This is a genomic window from Jeotgalicoccus sp. ATCC 8456 (assembly GCF_016313225.1).
In the GTDB taxonomy this organism is placed as follows: Bacteria; Bacillota; Bacilli; order Staphylococcales; family Salinicoccaceae; genus Jeotgalicoccus; species Jeotgalicoccus marinus.
Genome location: NZ_CP066224.1, coordinates 834,078 through 853,293, shown reverse-complemented (window position 1 = coordinate 853,293; position 19,216 = coordinate 834,078). Strand labels below are relative to the sequence as shown.

At 36.3% G+C, this 19,216-nt stretch carries 19 protein-coding genes; 15 read left to right on the top strand and 4 right to left on the bottom strand.

The annotated features are described in order from the left end of the window. The first annotated feature begins 64 nt into the window (after positions 1–64). Positions 65–1,024 carry a calcium/sodium antiporter gene (locus JEM45_RS04325; protein WP_198687884.1) on the top strand — a complete coding sequence of 320 codons (960 nt, stop codon included), beginning with the start codon at positions 65–67 and terminating at the stop codon, positions 1,022–1,024. 165 nt (positions 1,025–1,189) lie between these two features. On the opposite strand, the gene folD is transcribed toward JEM45_RS04325, so the two are convergent. Continuing rightward, positions 1,190–2,041 (bottom strand): bifunctional methylenetetrahydrofolate dehydrogenase/methenyltetrahydrofolate cyclohydrolase FolD, encoded by an 852-nt coding sequence (folD, locus tag JEM45_RS04320; RefSeq protein WP_026867466.1) that lies wholly within the window; start codon positions 2,039–2,041, stop codon positions 1,190–1,192. A gap of 172 nt (positions 2,042–2,213) precedes the next feature. Here folD and purD point away from each other — a divergent pair, with 172 nt between their 5' ends. The 10 genes from purD (at position 2,214) to JEM45_RS04270 (ending at position 13,111) form a co-directional block, all read left to right on the top strand. Continuing rightward, positions 2,214–3,482, top strand: coding sequence for a phosphoribosylamine--glycine ligase (purD, locus tag JEM45_RS04315; protein WP_026867467.1), 1,269 nt, complete (start codon positions 2,214–2,216; stop codon positions 3,480–3,482). Between the two features lie 316 nt (positions 3,483–3,798). Next, positions 3,799–5,058, top strand: coding sequence for a lipoteichoic acid stability factor AuxA (auxA, locus tag JEM45_RS04310; protein ID WP_235678921.1), 1,260 nt, complete (start codon positions 3,799–3,801; stop codon positions 5,056–5,058). Then, positions 5,036–5,929: a formimidoylglutamase gene (locus tag JEM45_RS04305; RefSeq protein WP_035857239.1), complete on the top strand. Its 894-nt coding sequence runs from the start codon at positions 5,036–5,038 to the stop codon at positions 5,927–5,929. Before auxA ends, JEM45_RS04305 begins: the two co-directional genes overlap by 23 nt. A 60-nt stretch (positions 5,930–5,989) precedes the next feature. Further along, positions 5,990–6,466, top strand: coding sequence for a hypothetical protein (locus JEM45_RS04300; protein ID WP_166627174.1), 477 nt, complete (start codon positions 5,990–5,992; stop codon positions 6,464–6,466). Between the two features lie 58 nt (positions 6,467–6,524). Beyond that, positions 6,525–6,791: a phosphocarrier protein HPr gene (locus tag JEM45_RS04295; RefSeq protein ID WP_198687883.1), complete on the top strand. Its 267-nt coding sequence runs from the start codon at positions 6,525–6,527 to the stop codon at positions 6,789–6,791. Continuing rightward, positions 6,791–8,515, top strand: coding sequence for a phosphoenolpyruvate--protein phosphotransferase (ptsP, locus tag JEM45_RS04290; protein WP_198687882.1), 1,725 nt, complete (start codon positions 6,791–6,793; stop codon positions 8,513–8,515). Before JEM45_RS04295 ends, ptsP begins: the two co-directional genes overlap by 1 nt. 86 nt (positions 8,516–8,601) lie before the next feature. After that, positions 8,602–9,900: an MFS transporter gene (locus tag JEM45_RS04285; RefSeq protein ID WP_198687881.1), complete on the top strand. Its 1,299-nt coding sequence runs from the start codon at positions 8,602–8,604 to the stop codon at positions 9,898–9,900. 113 nt (positions 9,901–10,013) lie between these two features. After that, entirely contained in the window at positions 10,014–11,399 is a 1,386-nt protein-coding gene (locus JEM45_RS04280; protein WP_035857242.1) for a cytochrome ubiquinol oxidase subunit I, read from the top strand. After that, a complete protein-coding gene (locus JEM45_RS04275; protein WP_026867474.1) occupies positions 11,396–12,424 on the top strand; it encodes a cytochrome d ubiquinol oxidase subunit II in 1,029 nt (342 codons plus the stop codon). Before JEM45_RS04280 ends, JEM45_RS04275 begins: the two co-directional genes overlap by 4 nt. A 21-nt stretch (positions 12,425–12,445) precedes the next feature. After that, a complete protein-coding gene (locus JEM45_RS04270) occupies positions 12,446–13,111 on the top strand; it encodes a potassium channel family protein (protein WP_198687880.1) in 666 nt (221 codons plus the stop codon). 35 nt (positions 13,112–13,146) lie between these two features. Here the strand turns inward: JEM45_RS04270 and rnjA are convergent, their stop codons facing one another. Beyond that, positions 13,147–14,826 (bottom strand): ribonuclease J1, encoded by a 1,680-nt coding sequence (rnjA, locus tag JEM45_RS04265; protein ID WP_026867476.1) that lies wholly within the window; start codon positions 14,824–14,826, stop codon positions 13,147–13,149. Next, complete coding sequence (locus JEM45_RS04260; protein WP_026867477.1) at positions 14,826–15,044, bottom strand: DNA-dependent RNA polymerase subunit epsilon; 219 nt, start codon at positions 15,042–15,044, stop codon at positions 14,826–14,828. Before JEM45_RS04260 ends, rnjA begins: the two co-directional genes overlap by 1 nt. A 272-nt stretch (positions 15,045–15,316) precedes the next feature. On the opposite strand from JEM45_RS04260, the gene JEM45_RS04255 reads away from it, so the two are divergent. Then, positions 15,317–15,592, top strand: a complete 276-nt coding sequence (locus tag JEM45_RS04255; protein ID WP_026867478.1) for a hypothetical protein — start codon at positions 15,317–15,319, stop codon at positions 15,590–15,592. Positions 15,593–15,660: 68 nt separating this feature from the next. Here JEM45_RS04255 and def read toward each other — a convergent pair whose 3' ends face one another. Next, positions 15,661–16,212 carry a peptide deformylase gene (gene def / locus JEM45_RS04250; protein ID WP_026867479.1) on the bottom strand — a complete coding sequence of 184 codons (552 nt, stop codon included), beginning with the start codon at positions 16,210–16,212 and terminating at the stop codon, positions 15,661–15,663. Positions 16,213–16,325: 113 nt separating this feature from the next. Here def and JEM45_RS04245 point away from each other — a divergent pair, with 113 nt between their 5' ends. From JEM45_RS04245 to JEM45_RS04235, 3 genes are all read left to right on the top strand, one after another. Continuing rightward, positions 16,326–16,955, top strand: a complete 630-nt coding sequence (locus JEM45_RS04245; protein WP_166627171.1) for a YkyA family protein — start codon at positions 16,326–16,328, stop codon at positions 16,953–16,955. Between the two features lie 167 nt (positions 16,956–17,122). After that, a complete protein-coding gene (gene pdhA, locus JEM45_RS04240) occupies positions 17,123–18,229 on the top strand; it encodes a pyruvate dehydrogenase (acetyl-transferring) E1 component subunit alpha (protein ID WP_026867481.1) in 1,107 nt (368 codons plus the stop codon). Position 18,230: 1 nt separating this feature from the next. Next, positions 18,231–19,208 carry an alpha-ketoacid dehydrogenase subunit beta gene (locus tag JEM45_RS04235; protein ID WP_026867482.1) on the top strand — a complete coding sequence of 326 codons (978 nt, stop codon included), beginning with the start codon at positions 18,231–18,233 and terminating at the stop codon, positions 19,206–19,208. Positions 19,209–19,216 lie beyond the last annotated feature (8 nt).

Genomic DNA, 19,216 nt, shown 5'->3' with positions numbered 1-19,216 from the left:
ATTGTTTTAATTTTATCATAATGGTATAGGGACGACCAAGAATAACAAAAAAGGAGTGAAGTATATGGAATGGATTTTATTAGTTATTGGCTTTTTACTTTTGATAAAAGGTGCTGACTTTTTTGTCGATGGCGCCTCTTCTATAGCAGAAAAGCTACATATCTCACCAATGGTAGTTGGTTTAACCATTGTTGCATTTGGCACTAGTGCACCTGAGGCTGTAGTAAGTATCATTGCAGCATTAGAAGGAAATGGAGATATGGTATTAGGGAATATAATTGGAAGTAACATCATCAATATCACACTTTTACTCGGCATCACTGCCTTAGTGTCTACTTTAATTATTGATAGACAGACAAGTACAAGAGAGTTACCTTACTCTTTAATCGCGGCAGGTCTATTATTGATTCTAATGTCAGATGCCATTCTATTTTCTAGTGCCACAAACGTTGTCAGTAGAGTAGATGGTATTATTCTACTAGTTGGTATTGTACTATTTATTTTTTATATTCTTATTAAGACAAAACGCTCCAAACATTTAAAAGAAGAACGTAGTACGGATGATAGTAAGAATATGTCTTGGCTAAAAAGCATCGTCTTATTTGTTATTGGTTTAATAGGAATTGTGCTTGGTGGGGAAATGGTTGTATCTAATGCGTCATCTATCGCAATCAGTCTAGGTATGAGTCAAGCTCTCGTTGGTTTAACTATAGTAGCAATCGGTACGTCACTTCCAGAACTTGTGACATCGATTACTGCAGCACTAAAGGGCGAGGCATCTATGGCAATAGGTAACATTGTCGGAAGTAATATCTTCAATATATTCTTCGTTACTGGACTTACAGCAACGATTGAACCACTAAATGTTAGTGGTGACTTTATCATCGATGGATGGATACTAATAGCAGCAACAGTCTTACTCCTAGTTTTAGCTTTGTGGAGAAAGAAACTTACAAAGATAGAGGGCGTAATTTTACTAGTATTCTACTTAGTATATCTCACTTACATTATTTTAAGAGGTTAGTGAATTAAGGAGCTGACTTTGATGCAAAGAGAAATTGCAGAGAAATTTTCAACAGGTAGATTTAAAGAGATTAATACTTAAAAAGTTAGTATTTATATGAGTCGTTTTAAAATAATAACGCCCGAGTGTTAGGCAAAAGCCTAACACTCAGGCGATTTATTTATATTATTCAAATCCGTTGTGCCATTTAGCCGCAAGAAGTGTGTTATTTAATACCATTGTGATTGTTAATGGGCCCACACCACCTGGAACTGGAGTAATGTAACTTGCAACTTCTTTTGCACTTTCAAAGTCAACATCACCAACAAGCTTATCGTCAACGACTGTGTTACCAACGTCGATGACAATCGCTCCTTCTTTAAGGTCTTTACCTGAAATTAATCCTGGTTTACCTACGGCACTTACGACAACGTCGAAGTTTTTAAGTTGTGCGACCATATCTTTGGTACGTGAGTGCATTAAAGTAACCGTTGCGTTTTCATTTGTAAGTAATTTAGCAACTGGTTGCCCAACGATGTGTGACCGACCCACTACTGCCACGGTTTTACCTTCTAAAGATCCTGTGTGTTTTAATAATTCCATGATACCAAGTGGCGTACAAGGTACGAATGTACGTTGACCAGTATAAAGTCTACCAATATTAACAGGACTAAATCCGTCAACATCTTTATGTGGTGCAATTGCTTCAAGTACTTTGTTTTCATCAACCTGTTCAGGTAGGGGTACTTGGACTAAGATGCCACTCACACTGTCATCATTATTTAACTCATCAATTTTTTGTAGTACTTCATCCTCCGAAGTTTCTTCTGGTAGATGTACAATTGCAGATTCCATACCAATTTTTTCAGCCGCTTTATTTTTAGAACGGACATAACTTAATGAAGCACCGTCATTCCCTACGATGACGACCGTAAGATTAGGTACAACACCTTGTGTTTTTAATTTTTCTACTTCTTCTTGCAATCCGGCACGATAATCTTTAGCGATTTCACGTCCGTTTAGTAATTCTGCAGTCATTCTTAAACCCTCCTAAAAAGTTTCTCTATCTTATTATCTCTAAAGTCATAAGAAAAAGCTATGAAAATACTAATTGTTTTATGACAAGAAATTAGTAGAGTGCAAAGATTTAAGATATACTGATGTAAAGTTCATATTAAGAGTCTGTAACAGAATTGAAAGGGGAATCACTATGAACGTTGCAGTAATTGGCAAGGGCGGGAGAGAACATGCCATTGTCAAAATGTTGAGTAAATCAGACAGTGTCGATCAAATTTTTGCGATTCCAGGTAATGCTGGCATGAGAGAAATTTGTGAAGTCATGTACAGAGTATCTGAAGATGATTTTGATGCGATTGCCGGTATCTGCATAGAAAAACAAGTGGATTGGGTCATCATAGGGGATGCTAAACCATTATCATTAGGACTTGCTGATTTTTTAATTGATGAATATGGTTTGACAGTGTTTGGTCCGAGAAAGTCAGAAGCTAGAATGGAAACCAGTAAAAGCTTCACTAAAAACTTGTTAAAAAAATACAATATACCGACTGCGGATTATGAAATATTTACAAGTTATGAAAAAGTAAAAGCTCATATAGAATCGAGAGAAACACCGTTTGTAATAAAAAAGGATGGTCTATCTGAAGGTAAGGGTGTCATGATTGTTAAGAACACTCAAGATGGTTTAGAAGCTTTAGAAATGTTGACTTCTGAAGATAGCGAGCAATTCGAACCACTTATTATTGAGGAGTATTTAGAAGGTGAAGAATTCTCATTGATGGTATTTGTAAATGAAGACTTTTCACATGCCTTTGAAATTATTGCCCAAGACCATAAAAAAGCTTTCGGTAAGGATAAAGGACCGAATACTGGAGGTATGGGCGCCTATGCACCTGTCACACATATTAGTGAAACGGTAAGAGAAGAAACTGTCAAAACTATAATCGAACCAACAGTTGATGCTATGGTAAAAGAGGGATTAAGCTATTTCGGAGTGTTATATCTAGGTGCTATGATTACCGATGATGGCGTTAAAGTTTTAGAATATAATGCAAGATTTGGAGATCCTGAGGCTCAAGTGCTTCTTAATATGATCGAGAGTGATTTTGCATCACTACTTGAGGACTTAAAGGCTAAACGGCCCTTTACAATAAAATGGAAGTCTGGATACACTGTTGGAGTCATGCTTGCAACTGAAGGTTATCCATACGAGTATAAGGAAGGCTTAGCCATTCAGTTTGACGATAGCATTATGGAACGAAGCTATGTTAGTGGTATTGCCCAAACAGAAGAGGGTGACTATATTTCAAAAGGTGGGCGTATCATGCTTGTTACTGGAACAGGGGATACGATTGAAGATGCTTTCAAGTCTGCCTATGACAGTATTAAAGAAATAAAATTTAATGAGGGTGAGGTCTTTTATCGTACCGATATTGCACATCGTGCATTATTATCAAATTAGGACCTGATTTTAAGGCATGTTTTCTAGTCAAAGGGAACATGCTTTTTTTGTTAAAAAAAGCATCCCTATAAATTATAGGAATGCTAGGTAAATTCAGTTTCTTTTTACATGAGTATAGAGTACAAAAATGGTATAATGACACATTGTAATCATTATAGCTCATATTTTCTTGCAAAACTTTTTGGATATGTAGATATCAATTATATTATTTTCTGTTAATTAATATATATCCAGTTTTATAGCTTTTAAACACTAATATTGCATTAAATGAAATTTATGTTGATATTTTATATACTGTAAGTCTAGAGGTGACCACATGATAAGTAAATTAAGAAATAGTAGTGAAGTATTAATCAGCTATGTATTAGGTGTATTTTTTATAGTTTTAGGTATTTTTATTTTGTTTAACACTGGTGCACTACGCGGTGAGGAGCAAGAAGTCAATGAGAATAGCATAGAGACAGTCTTCGATTTAATCAATGCCTTCTTCCTTGAAGTGTTAAACATGCTTTCAACAATGATTGGAGGCTTTCCAATTATCGGAGGAATATTAATTATTGGCTTTGGTATTTTTATGTTTAAGGTCGCTTCCTGGATAAAATCAACGACAAAATACGATGTTGTTCTGACATTTTTCTATTTAGGATTATCTCTAGGATTATTTATCATTACAACTATATTGATGACAGAAGTATATGGCTTATGGGCCTTTTTATTCTTATTTGCTTTTATTATTCATCTATTATTTAGTATTTTTAATGAGTACTTAAATCCAGCACACCGTAAGGAACATTACATGATTATCTTGTTCTTCTATGGTATTGCATATTTCTTTACACAAAACTCAGTGTACTCAAATATAGAATCGACTATCACGCCAACCGATGTCTTATCGATAAATGTATTCTTCGCCTTAGTTTGGGTGTCATCTTATATGGCCTTATGGGTCGGAGTGTTTTTATTGAAGTCCACGAACATACTAAAAAAACCTGGTATAGAAAAAGAAGACCAGCTATCACGCTTAAATAAAAATCGTAAATCGCTTAACACGTCTAAAGTCGATAAGTACTTAGGCTTCTCTAAGAAATTATATGATTTTAGAAATCGACTACTCGATAAATTGAAACAATTCTTTGAAACAGATCTACCTTCATGGTTTAAGGTGTCTTACTTAGAATTACTTCTTGGTTTCGTGTCCTTATTCTTTATTTTCTTAGAGTTCAACAATCGTAACGGTGTTTTTGTTGAAGGGTATTTCAAACTAAGTGATATGCAGACAATTTACGAATGGGTAAATCTCTTAATCTCACTTGTTTTGATTGTGCTATATATCTACTTTACGGTCTTGGTTTTACTGAGAAATTCTCATTACCATAGACAGATGATCACCATCTTCATACTTTGGTTAAATGTGACAGTCAGTCTTTACATTACATTATTTAAAGACGTAGAACTTTCACTCTTTATTTTACCGTTCAATGTATTCTTGGTATTGATTCTGACACCGTTGTTAATCATTAGTATTTTTAAAGAATTTAAGGGAGGTCGAAATGATGCACGAGATAAGGAAGTATAAATATTCTGGCCGTGTTGACACGGAAGACTTAAATGAGCGTATTCACCAACAAATTCAGGATTTTAATGGTCAAACTAAGGCGCCCGTCATTATTGGTTTTAGTTCTGAAGAAGGTATAAAAAGAAACAAAGGTCGCCTTGGTGCAAAAGAAGCACCGTTTAAAGTGAGAGAAAAACTATCATCATATGCTTATAACGATACACTCTATGATGCAGGTACAATTATTGGGGATGAAGATTTAGAAGCCTCTCAAAAATCTCTTGCTGAGAAATTAGCTGAGATCTACGAGGTGAGTAGTCGCCCGATTATCATCGGTGGTGGACATGAAACCTTGTACGGACACTATCTCGGTATAAGGCAGATATTTGATGGTAAACTTGCCATCTTAAATTTCGATGCCCATTTTGATTTACGAGATGAAAGACCGTCATCCGGTACAATGTTTCATCAAATACTAACTGCTGATAATGATGTGGATTATTATGTATTAGGGCTTCAGAAACAAGGAAACACAAAAACTTTATATGATACTGCTGACCGCTTTAATGTTAACTACTATTCTATTGATGAGGTCAGAGAAACGGCGGCAGCTGATACTGTATTTAAACAACTTCGAGATTACGATACAGTGATCATGACCTTATGTATGGATTCAGTAGAAGCGGCAACTGCACCAGGTGTAAGTGCAATGACGCCAAATGGTTATACAGCCATCGAAATTCATAATTTGATTGCAAAATTCTCAAAGCTAGACAACTTGAAAAGCTTTGATATATCTGAAGTTTCTCCACCACTAGATGAAAATGATCGAACGAGTGCACTCGCGGCAAGTATTATTTATAAATTTTTGTCTGTGAATCCGTTCAATTAAGTTCAAACTTTTATAAAGTGGGTATAGTACTTAATAGAACTTTTAAAGGAGAAGATAAGTATGTCTACGACGTTAACTAAAGAAGAAATAAATAATCGTGCAGAAGAAGCAAGAGAATTAGTTAGATCTAAGGCTAGATATTCTGCACTTGCTGCTGCTTTACCGATACCATTACTTGATGTAGGTACGGATATGAAGATGATGAATGAAATCAATGATAATATTGAAGAAATTTTTGGTATAGAACATGAAGATATCACAAAATATACAGACGATATGAAGACACGTGCAGCTGTTATGGCTTCGAGTGTAGTCGGTGAATTTGTCGCAAGGAAATCCATCGGTTTTGCTGTGAATAAAATCAGCAAGAAACAACGAAAATCCAACGGCCAGTTTGGTATTATTCCAATTGCTACACAAGGAACGACTGCTTTAATTTCTTATTTCCTAATGAAAAAACTCGGTGATGATCACATTGAGAAATGCGTTTCGTATTTAAATGCACAAATTGTTGATAGTTCAATGCAAGAATCTTAAAAATATTGTAAAATGAATGTAATCAACAGATAAAATATCACCTAAAGGAGAAAAGTCAATGGAGAGCAGGTCTTTTTTAATTATAGATGAAACAGGTATTCATGCACGTCCAGCTACAATCCTGGTCCAGACAGCAACTAAATTTGAGTCGGACATCGAACTTGAATATAAAAGTAAGAAAGTTAATTTAAAATCAATTATGGGTGTCATGTCATTAGGGGTAGGTAAAGGTGCAGAAGTGACTATTTATACTGATGGCAAAGATGAAGAAGAAGCAATTGAAGCAATTTCAGAAACTTTATCAAGTGAAGGACTGACTGAATAATGCCCGAAATTATTACAGGGAATCAATTGAGTGAAGGAATCGGCTTTGGAAGCATAATTATTTCAAATAAAGTTGATGTTGAAATTACTAGAGAGAAAATAGCAAGTAATCAGGTTGAAACTGAAATAAAAGCATACAAAGATAGTGTTCAAAAAGCTCACGTCCAGCTAAGAAAGTTGAGAGAAAATGTAGGAGAAAATCTCGACGAAGATAGTGCCGCCATTTTTGATGCGCACATTATGATGTTGGATGACCCGGGATTCAATGAACAAATAATCGAACATATCAATGCACTGAATAATGCTGAAAGTGCAATTGAGGCAGCAGGAAAAGTATATGTCGAGAAATTTGAAACCCTTGAATCAGAATATATGCGTGCTAGGGCACTCGATGTTAAAGATATATGTCTCAGACTGATCAATAACATTCGAGGTGTTGAAGTAACAGATTTGACGCATATGACAGAACCTGTAGTAATCATCGCTGAAGAGCTAACACCTTCAGCTTCCGCGCAACTAGATAGTAAATATGTAAATGGTATCGTAACTGCAAAAGGCGGTATGACGAGTCATGCTGCTATTATTGCTAGAAGTCTAAATATCCCACTCGTCTCAGGGATTGAAGATATAATAGAGAAGGTTACTGAAGGTGACGACATTATTGTAGATGGCTTCAGTGGAGATGTTGTACTCTCTCCGACAGAAGTTGAGTTCGCTGCCTACAGTGAAAAGCAAAAAGCTGAAGAAAGAAAGATTAAAGAATTACAGAGGTTAGTGGGCAAGGAAACAACAACATTAGATGGTATTAAAGTGAATTTATTTGCCAATATTAAAGGACCAGAGGATGTCGTTGATGTAAGTAACAACGATGCTGAAGGTGTCGGACTTTATCGTACAGAATTCTTGTACATGAACCGTATGAACCTACCCACCGAAGAAGAACAATACACTGCTTATAAGACGGTTTTAGAAGCTTCAGAAGATAAGCCAGTTATCATAAGAACACTAGACATCGGTGGAGACAAGGAGCTAGCCTACTTAAACCTACCTAAAGAAGCAAATCCATTTTTAGGTGAGCGTTCTATTCGCTTCCTGTTAAAAAATGAAGACATTTTTAGAACACAGTTACGTGCTTTAGTGCGTGCCAGTGTTCATGGGGATTTAAAAGTTATGTTTCCAATGATTACAACTTTAGACGAATTTAATCGTGCGAAGGCCTTGTTAATAGAAGAGAAAGAACGATTTGAGAAGGAAACAGATGAAACACTAAAGTCAATATCTACTGGGATTATGGTCGAAACACCATCTGCTGCTATGATCAGTGACCAACTTGCAAAACATGTTGATTTCTTTAGCATAGGATCAAATGACTTAATTCAATATACGATGGCAGCTGACCGTCTCAATCACCAAGTGAGTGATTTGTATCAAACTTATCACCCAAGTGTTTTAGGCTTAATTAAAAAGGTGATTGATAGTGGTCAGAAGTATGATAAATGGGTTGGTCTTTGTGGTGAAATGGCATCAGACTATAAGTCCATAGCATTATTAATTGGTTTTGGTATTGATGAATTATCCGTTCCTTCAAAAAAAATATTATCGATTCGTGAGTATATTTCAGGTGTTAAAAAAACTGACATGGAGCATTTAGCTGAACGTGTATTAAACGTAGATAGCGGTGAGGATGTACTTTATTTAATAGAAGAATATACAAACTTAACTTAAAATTAAATATTATATTGTAAACTGGACATGCAGAGGAGACTGCATGTCTTTTTTAAAACATAAAAATTTATACAACGAGGTGCGATATGCAAGAACGAAATAGAAAACCAATCGCTTTATTTCTTTCAATGCCAATATTGGCATGGGCACTTTATGACTTTGCCAATACTATTTTTTCAGCGAATATCGTGACGCTTTTCTTCCCGCAATACATTACAGAAATCGTTGGGACTAATGCACGATTAGAACAGATATCTTCTACGGTTATTGCCTATGCAAATGCAACATCTGCAATTCTCTTAATCATATTCTCACCGCTGTTTGGTGTGTTGATGGACCGAACAAAGAAAAGACAAAAATATGTTGTTATATTTACTATTCTTACAGTAGTTGCTTCAATTCTTATGGGGTTCTTTGGTGGTATAAATAGTGGCACAATTTTTGGAATACCAAATGGCCTATTCTTAACAATCTTATTCTTTGTATTTGCTAAGTTTACATATGGATCAGGTAATGTTTTTTACGATGGTATGTTGTCCTCCTTAGGGAGTAAAAAGGAAGTGCCATTAATTTCTGGTTTCGGTGTTGCCTTAGGTTATTTAGGGACACTTGTTGGTATTTTCTCCGTCTTAATCATCGTTGGTGATGCACCGATTCATAATGCATTTTGGTTAAGTGGAATCTTATTCTTGTTATTTTCACTGCCATTGTTCTTTGTAAATAAAGACCGTGTTAAAAAGCAAGCTAAAACAAAAGCGTCGTTTTTAACAGGCTATAAAGAAATTTATCAATCATTTAAAGAGGCAAAAAAACATCCATCTATTTTCTTTTTCATGATTGCTTACTTCTTTATAAATGATGCACTGGCTACAGCAATTGCTATGATGCAGCCTTATGCAACGACTGTTGTCGGTTTTGAATCATCAGCTTTCTTAATTGTATTCATGGTTGCAACTTTATTTTCTATTATCGGTGCCTTAGTATTTGGCTTTATAAATCAAAAGTACGGCTCTAAACCAACCTTTAGTATTATCGGTATTATTTTAGCAACAGCCATATTAATTGCAGCGTTGCCTTTACCGATGTGGACTTTCTGGATTGCTGCCAGTATGTTTGGTATCGCCATGGGTTCTGTCTGGGTCGTATCAAGAACGGTTATTATAGAACTAGCGCCAAATGGACATGAAGGACAATTTTTTGGTCTTTTCGCTTTTAGTGCCAAGATGAGTGCTATCGTTGGACCATTTATTTACGGAAGTATCACTTTAGTACTAAGTGATTTCGGGACCATTGCATCAAGAATAGCAATCACGAGTCTATTACTCATGGTACTAGTTGGACTTTATTTCCATAGTAAAGTAAAATTACCCACTCCTAAAGTATAGTTGAAGTTAAATGTTAATAATTTCACAAATATGTCAATGTTTCTTTTCGCTTTCCATTTAAGTTAATAAGGAAAAGCGTTTATAATGGAGAGTATGAATACGGGGTGAAAATTATGGATGATGTTTTAATTGGTCGCTTACTCACGGGAATGACGTTAAGTTTTCATATTATATTTGCCACCATCGGTGTAGGTGTACCAATTGTATTTATGGTTCTCGAATTTTTGGGAATTAGAAATAGAGATGCACATTATTTAACCATGTCAAGAAGAATTGCCAAAGGTTATACAGTAACAGTGGCTGTTGGTGTTGTGACAGGTACGATTATAGGTTTGCAACTGTCATTAATATGGCCTGATTTTATGAGACTTGGTGGTCAGATTATCGCGCTACCATTATTCATGGAAACATTTGCCTTTTTCTTTGAAGCAATATTTTTAGGCATATACTTATATACATGGGATCGTTTTAAGAATCAGTGGTACCATTGGTTATTAACTATACCGATCGTGCTCGGATCGAGTTTATCTGCAGTGTTTATTACGACGGTGAATTCATTTATGAATACGCCTGCCGGTTTTGATTTTGTCGACGGAGAATTTCTAAATATTGATCCGCTTGCTGCAATGTTCAACCCATCAACATGGGTAAGAGTATTCCACGTTGTAGTGACAGCATATATGACAATTGCTTTCTTACTCGCAACTATTAGTGCAGTTAAATTACTAAAAGCTAAATTTACAGAGGATAAAACCTATCATAAAAAAGGTCTAAAAGTCATGATGTCAATCGGTGTTGTGATGGCTTTACTAACTATGCTTGCAGGAGATTTATCTGCGAAATTCTTACACGAAGAACAACCAGAAAAACTAGCAGCTTTTGAATGGCATTTTGAAACAGAGGAAAGAGCAGACTTAGTATTATTCGGTATTTTAGATGAAGAGACCCAAGAGGTAAAATATGAGCTAAGGATTCCATGGGTGCTTAGCTTCCTAGCAGGTAACTCTTTTGATACTGAAGTCAAAGGTCTAAACGATATACCAGAAGATGAACACCCACCTCTAATCATTCACTACTTCTTCGACTTAATGGTGTTCTTCGGTATGTACGGACTTGGCGTTGCGATCGTTTACTTCTTAGTAAAATGGACGAAACGATGGACTAAAATTAATGAACACCACCCGCTCTTACTCTATCTCTACGCTTTAACTGGACCACTTAGTTTCTTAGCGATTGAAGCAGGCTGGTTCCTAGCGGAAATGGGACGTCAGCCATGGATTGTTAGAGGATATATGAGAGTATCAGACGCGGTGACACAAGCAGACGGTCTCGGTATTACACTTATTGCATTCGCAGTGCTGTATGTCATCTTAGGTATTACGTCAATCTACGTGTTAATTAAGATGTTTAAAGATAAGTCCGCTGAAGAAGAGAAGCTAAATTGGTACGGTGAAACTGGCATCGAGTCTGAAGATGTGACGGGAGGTCGTTTACCATGATGAGTTTAGATTATGAAATTATTGGTATTACGGTGCTCTGGAGCTTTTTATATTTATATGTAATCATTGCTTCCATAGATTTTGGTGCGGGGTTCTTTAACTTTTATTCTAAACTAACTGGTGATGACAATATCATTAGCCCGATAATCTCAAGGTATTTGAACCCAGTGTGGGAAACAACCAACGTTTTCTTTGTCTTCTTTTTCGTTGGAATCGTCGGTTTTTATCCTGATACTGCTTATTATTTAGGAACTTCCTTATTAATACCAGGATCCTTAGCACTCATACTGTTATCGATCAGGGGGGCATATTATGCCTTTAACTCTTATAATACTGAGAGTAAATTGAGTTGGGATGCATTATATGGTCTAACAGGACTTTTAATTCCTGCCTCATTGTCAATTGCACTTGTAATTTCAGAGGGTGGCTATATTGAAGAAACTGCTGAAGGTCTCACGTTAAATGTAGAAGAACTTCTATTTTCAACTTATGGTTGGTCAGTTGTTTTCTTAGCGATTATTTCAGTATTATATATTTCAAGTGGTTTCCTAACATTCTATGCCAACAAGGCAGAAGATGAAAAGGCGAGCGAGCTTACAAGAACTTGGTTCTTAATATGGAGTTTACCTACCTTGGTCATCACACAGTTTGTATTCTTAGGCTTAAGAGACCACAACCAGGTACACTTTGAAAATGCACAAAACTATTGGTATCTATTTGGTTTAAGTTTACTATCAATGATCCTAGCGGTCTTCTTAGTATGGAGACGTCGTAATTACGGCACAGCGTTTATTTTAATCATGCTGCAATTTGCCTTTGCATTTTTCGGTTACGGCATAAGTAAGTTACCTTATATCCTGTATCCTTACATCAATATAAACGATGCAGTCGTAAATGAAAACATGGCTTTTGCATTGACAATCGTCTTTGTTTTAGGTTTACTAATATTGATTCCTTCACTTGTTCTCTTAGCGAAATTATTCTTATTCGATAAAGACTACGTTAAAGGAAATAAAAAATACTAGTAAATAGAGTAGGTTGAAAGCATGAAAAAAGAAATTGCGGTAATTGGTCTAGGAAGATTTGGCGGAAGTATTGTTATGGAACTTCACGATATGGATGTTGATGTATTAGTAATTGACTCAGACGAGAATAGGGTCAATGAGTATCAAGAATTCTCTACTGAAGGTATTATCGGAGATTCAACAGATGAGGCAATGCTAAAAAAAATTGGTATTGATAATTATGATAATGTCATTGTAGCAATTGGTGACAATATCCAGGCAAGTATTTTAACGACCTTAATTTTAAAAGACTTGGGTGTAAAGAAAGTAACATCTAAAGCACAAACTGCCCATCACGGTAGAGTGTTAGAAAAAATTGGTGCCGACTCCGTGATTCATCCGGAGAGAGATATGGGGAGACGTGTTGCTCATAGGTTGGTCTCATCATCTGTTGTAGAGTATCTAGAAGTTTCTCACAACCATTCAATAATTGAATTTAGTGCAAATCAAAAATTTGAAAACAAACAAATTTCGGATTTAACATTAAGAGAGAAGTTTGGGATTTCAATCATTGCTATAAAGAGAGACCACGACATTATCGTCAGCCCCGATGCAAATACAACGATACTAGATGGTGACATATTAATATTAATCGGTACAGATGAACAATTAGGTCTATTTGAAGATAAGATGGATCGGTTGAAATAAACAAAAACCTGCGAATATTATTCGCAGGTTTTTTACTATTTATCGTCATTTACACGCATAATGACTGGTAAGATCATTGGACGACGTTTCGTTTTGTTGTATAAGAAGCCACTTAATTCTTCAATGATTAGTTGTTTGACATTATACCATTCCACATTGTCTTTGGTACTAAGTAATTTATTGACTTCATCTTTAATTTTCTTCTCTGCACTTCTAATTAAACCGTAAGACTCTCTCATATATACAAATCCACGTGAGATGATGTCTGGTCCACTTAATAAATCGCCGGTAGAGAAGTCAATTGTTAAGACAACAACAGCCAGGCCTTCTTCGGAAAGTGATTTACGGTCACGTAAGACGATGTTTCCAATATCTCCGATACCATTTCCATCCACGAAAACAGTACCTGCCTGAACGCGGTGAGAAAATCTTGCGCTATCTTTAGTGAGTGCGAGTACATCTCCGATTTCAAAGACGAAGATGTTATCTTCTTTAACTCCAGTTGAAATAGCAAGTTGTCTGTGGAGATCCAACATTCGGTATTCACCGTGGATTGGCATAAAGAACTTCGGCTGCATTAGACGCAACATTAATTTCTGTTCTTCTTGTGAACCATGGCCTGATGTATGAATGTTAGAAAGTTTGCCATGAATTACATCAGCACCAGCCTTATAAAGTGCATTAATTGTTCTATTCACACTTAAGGTATTACCTGGAATTGGTGAAGAACTAAATACTACAGTATCTTCTGGAATAATACTAATCTGTCTATGTGTACCGTTAGCAATTCGTGATAGGGCAGCCATTGGTTCACCTTGTGAACCCGTACACAAAATCATCACCTTATGCTTATCAATCTTATTAATCATTTTTGCTTCTATAAAAGTTTCAGGTGGTGCAGTGATATAGCCGAGTTCTTGACCGATTTTGATGTTATTTTCCATGCTACGACCAAAGACGCAAATTTTACGGTCAAATTTCACGGCAGCTTCAATTGCTTGTTGTACACGGTAAATATTAGATGCGAATGTCGCGAAAATGATACGCCCTTTACATTTTCTGAAGATGTCTTCGACGTTCTGACCTACTTCCTTTTCACTAATGGTGAAGTTAGGCACTGTTGCGTTGGTAGAATCGGAAAGTAAGCATAGTACCCCTTCTTCACCTAACTGTGCCATCTTAGATAAGTTGGCAGGTTCACCAACAGGAGTAAAGTCAAATTTGAAATCACCTGTGTGCACAATGTTACCTTCAGGTGTACGGATAATAACACCGTAAGCCTCTGGTATAGAGTGTGTCGTTAAATAAAATTCAACATCCATATGTTCAAACTTAAGTACACTGTCTTCATCAATAGGAATAAGCTCTGTACGACTTAGTAAGTTATGTTCTTCCAATTTATTTCTGATTAAGCCTAAAGCGAGTGGGCCTGAGTAGATGGGTACTGAAATTTGGCGCAGTAGGAAAGGAATGCCACCAATGTGGTCTTCGTGACCGTGCGTTACGATTAATGCGCTAATTTTGTGTTCGTTCTCTTTTAAGTAAGTGTAATCAGGAATGACATAGTCTACGCCAAGTTCGTCATCTGTAGGGAACTTAACACCCGCATCGATGATGATAATTTCATCTTTGTATTCGATACAGTAAGTATTCTTCCCGATTTCTCCGAGTCCCCCGAGAGAAAATACACCAACTTCATTTGTTTCTAATGACATTAGTCGATAGACTCTACTTTGAAGTCTTCATTATTGTTTTTTTCATATTCCAGATGCGCGGGACTAAGTGCCTGGACAAATTCTATGTTGCTGTTAGTGTCTTTAAGTGACTTTCTAACTTGTTCTTCTGTTTCAGCTTCGACATATAAGATCTGAGTATCTTCTCTAATGATACGCGTATCTTTGTCTTCTTGATATAATACTTTAAATACTGTCATAAATGATGACTCCTTTATAAATTAGATAATTGTATATTTTATGTCGTCTACACAATAAAAATATGTGCCTTTTTATATGTTTTAAGGCACATTATTTCATATATTCATTGTGCAATAAACCCTTCCTGCCTAGGATGCCTTTCAACTTTTTCTTAAGCCTATCGAGTAACTTTTTCAGCATACGATCACACCCTTATATACTTAATTTCATTTTACCTTATAGACCGAGTACTTGCAAAGACTTTATAATGGACTCAAAAGGAGGATGAAAGATGAATGCAGAACAGATTATGATAGGGGTAGAAAGGCAACAAGAACGTACAGATAAGGTTTTTACTGGTGTGGAGTTTAACGTAAGGGACAACACTATTGTAATGAACTATGTATACGATCAAGATCAAAATACAGAGCAGGGAAGTGGTGATGACCTCATCATCCCACATGATAGTGATCCGGTCTTTATGAACGAAGATGAAATGAATGAACTTCTAGATAAATTAAAAGATAAAAATATTTTTTATACGATTAGAAAAGATGAATTTATATAATTGGCCAAAATTAAACCGTCCGTTTTCCCTAAAGGGAATTAACGGACGGTTTTAAATTAAGTACTTTGTTATTCGAGTGGTTGAGCACCATTTTTCGCTTCAAACGGTGCATCATCGTCTATGTGGTCATAGAACATAACGCCATTTAGATGATCAAGTTCGTGTTGGAGCACGACTGCTAAAAAGCCTTTTGCTTTAATCTCAATTTTTTCACCTTCAATAGTTTGTGCTTCTACTCTTATGCGTTTTTTTCGTTGCACAATGCCTTCAATTTCCTTATCAACACTCAGGCAACCTTCACCATTTGGTAGAAAAGTTTCTGTAACTGAATGGCTTTTTACTTTTGGATTGATTAGCATATAATCATATTCCGGTTTACCATCTTCACCCTCAACATAAATTGCCAACATTCTCTTATTTAAACCGATTTGAGGTGCTGCAAGACCAACACCAGGTCTGAGTGAATATTTTTCACTCATCTCAGGATCTTGTGAGTTAACCAGGTACTCTCTCATACTTTTTAACTCGGCAATTGTTTCATCATCTATGATTTCAATCGGTTCTGTTTTAGTGCGGAGTATCGGCGCTCCGTCTTTTACAATGTCTGCCATTGTCAGCATGATATAACCTCCTCAATTCAAACACTTGTTTATTATACAATATATTTAAGTTAAAATGATATTGTCAGATTTAATATATTTTAAATGATACTAACATTGGAGGTATATAGTCAGTGAAAAAATTCAGTATATTACTATTAGGCGCTTTGCTATTTTTATCGGCATGTAGCAACGCGGAATCAGAATTAAATGATTTCTACGATGATTTTACTCAGAGTTTAACTGAAGAAAAAGACTTAGCAGATATTAACGAGGAATATAATACGCTTGAAAGTGAAAAGTCAGAGCTTCAAGAACAATTAAATGATGCAAACTTAGAAGAAATTAATAATATTAGTCCAGACTTGATTGAGAACACTGAACAACGTCTCGAATTATTAGATGAGGAATCAGAGATGATGGCAAGTGCTAAAGAGGCATTTGAAGACGCAAAAACATCTGTAGAAGAAATATCTGATGAATCATATAAACAAGAAGCAGAATCACTAGTTCAGTCTATGGCGGCACGTTTTGAAGCTCATGAAACGCTAAATAATACATACAAAGAAGCTTTAGCTAGCGAGATGGAATTATTTGAATACCTTGGTGAAGAAGAAGTGACACAAGATGTGATCGATGAACACCTAAATCAGATTGCAGAGTACAGCGAACCGATTAACGAAGCATCGTCTACATTTACGGAGGAAACAGAGAAAGTAAATCAGATTAAAACAGAAATTGAGCAAATTTTAGAAGCGCAATAAGGCTAATTCCAGAGTGTTACTATAACAGATTTAACTGTTACATTATTACAACCCTTGATATATAAGACCTGTATCATTCTGTTATAGTTATATAAGTTTTACTGTTATAACAGCCTTATGTTAGAATGAAATTAATTAATCATATCAAGAAGGGATTGTGAACACACATGGCAGCAAATGAAAAGTTTAACCCGGTGGATGTTCTATCAGATATTGAAGCTAAATTTGAAACATTTCAAGTTCTGAATGAAAAAGGGGAAGTCGTTAACGAAGATTTAGTTCCAGATTTATCTGACGATCAACTCGTTGAGCTAATGACTAGAATGGTTTGGACGCGTGTATTGGATGCACGTTCTACTGCTTTAAACCGCCAAGGTCGCCTTGGATTCTTCGCACCAACAGCTGGTCAAGAAGCATCACAAATTGCAAGTCAGTACGCATTATCTGAAGGGGATTATATATTACCAGGCTATCGTGACGTGCCACAATTAATCTGGCATGGATTACCGTTGACAAAAGCTTTCTTGTTCTCACGTGGACACTATAAAGGTAACCAGTTCCCTGAAGGCGTGAACGCCTTAAGCCCACAGATTATTATCGGTGCTCAGTTTGTGCAAACGACAGGTGTTGCACTTGGCCTTAAAAAACGTGGTAAAGAAAATGTAGCGATTACTTACACTGGTGACGGTGGTTCTTCACAAGGTGATTTCTACGAAGGTATCAACTTTGCAGGTGCCTATAATGTACCAGCAATATTCGTAATACAAAATAATAATTATGCGATTTCTACACCAAGAGAATTACAGTCTAAAGCAAAAACACTTGCTCAAAAATCAGTAGCAGCAGGTATCCCTGGAGTCTTAGTAGACGGTATGGATGCGCTTGCAGTCTATTCAGTGGTTAAGGAAGCACGTGACCGTGCGGTTAACGGTGAAGGCCCGACATTAATTGAAATGTTAACTTACCGTTATGGTCCACATACTATGGCTGGTGATGATCCAACTAAATATAGAACTTCTGACGAAGATTCTGAATGGGAGAAGAAAGACCCATTAGTAAGATTCCGTACCTATCTTGAAGGTAAAGATTTATGGACTAAAGAAAAAGAAGACGAAGTTATCGAACGTGCGAAAGAAGAAATTAAAGCTGCTATTAAAGAAGCAGACGCAACAGAAAAACAAACTGTTACAGGATTAATGGAATTAATGTACGATGAAATGCCATCTAACCTAAGTGAACAGTACGAGTACTACAAAGGGAAGGAGTCAAAATAATATGGCACAAATGACAATGATTCAAGCGATCACTAATGCTATGGCAACAGAGTTAAAAAACGATGAAAATGTTTTGGTTTTCGGTGAGGACATTGGTGTTAACGGTGGTGTATTCCGAGCTACAGAAGGCTTACAAAAAGAGTTCGGAGAAGATAGAGTATTTGACACACCATTAGCAGAGAGTGCAATCGTGTCACTCGGTCTTGGTTTGACTCTAGAAAACTATCGTCCAGTCATTGAAATTCAATTCTTCGGATTCCTATTCGAAGCAATGGATGGTATTGCTGGTCAAATTGCACGTCACAGAATTCGTTCTGGTGCATCAAAAACAACACCTATCGTAGTACGTGCACCATTTGGTGGCGGTGTTAACACACCTGAATTACACGCTGACTCACTAGAAGGTTTAATGGCACAAACACCAGGATTAAAAGTTGTTATTCCATCTAATCCAATTGACGCAAAAGGGCTTTTAATTTCAGCTATTCGCTCAGAAGATCCAGTCATCTTTTTAGAGCACATGAAACTTTATCGTTCATTCCGTGAAGAAGTACCTGATGAGGAGTATGAAGTTGAAATTGGTAAGGCGAGCGTAAAACGTGAAGGTGAAGACGTAACATTAATCGCCTACGGTGCAATGGTTCAAGAAGCAATTAAGGCAGCGGACGAACTTGCTGAGGAAAATATCAGTGCTGAGGTAATTGATTTACGTACGGTTTCTCCTGTTGACTATGAAACTTTAGTTGAATCAGTGAAGAAAACAAACCGTGCTGTAATGATCCAAGAAGCACAACGTCAAGCTGGTGTTGCAGCAAATGTTGTCTCTGAGTTATCAGAGCGTGCGATATTACACTTAGAATCACCAATATTACGTGTGACAGCACCGGATACGGTATATCCATTTACTCAAGCAGAAAGTGTTTGGCTTCCAAATAAGGATCTTATTATCGAGCGTGCAAAAGAAGTTCTAGATTTCTAAACTCTATT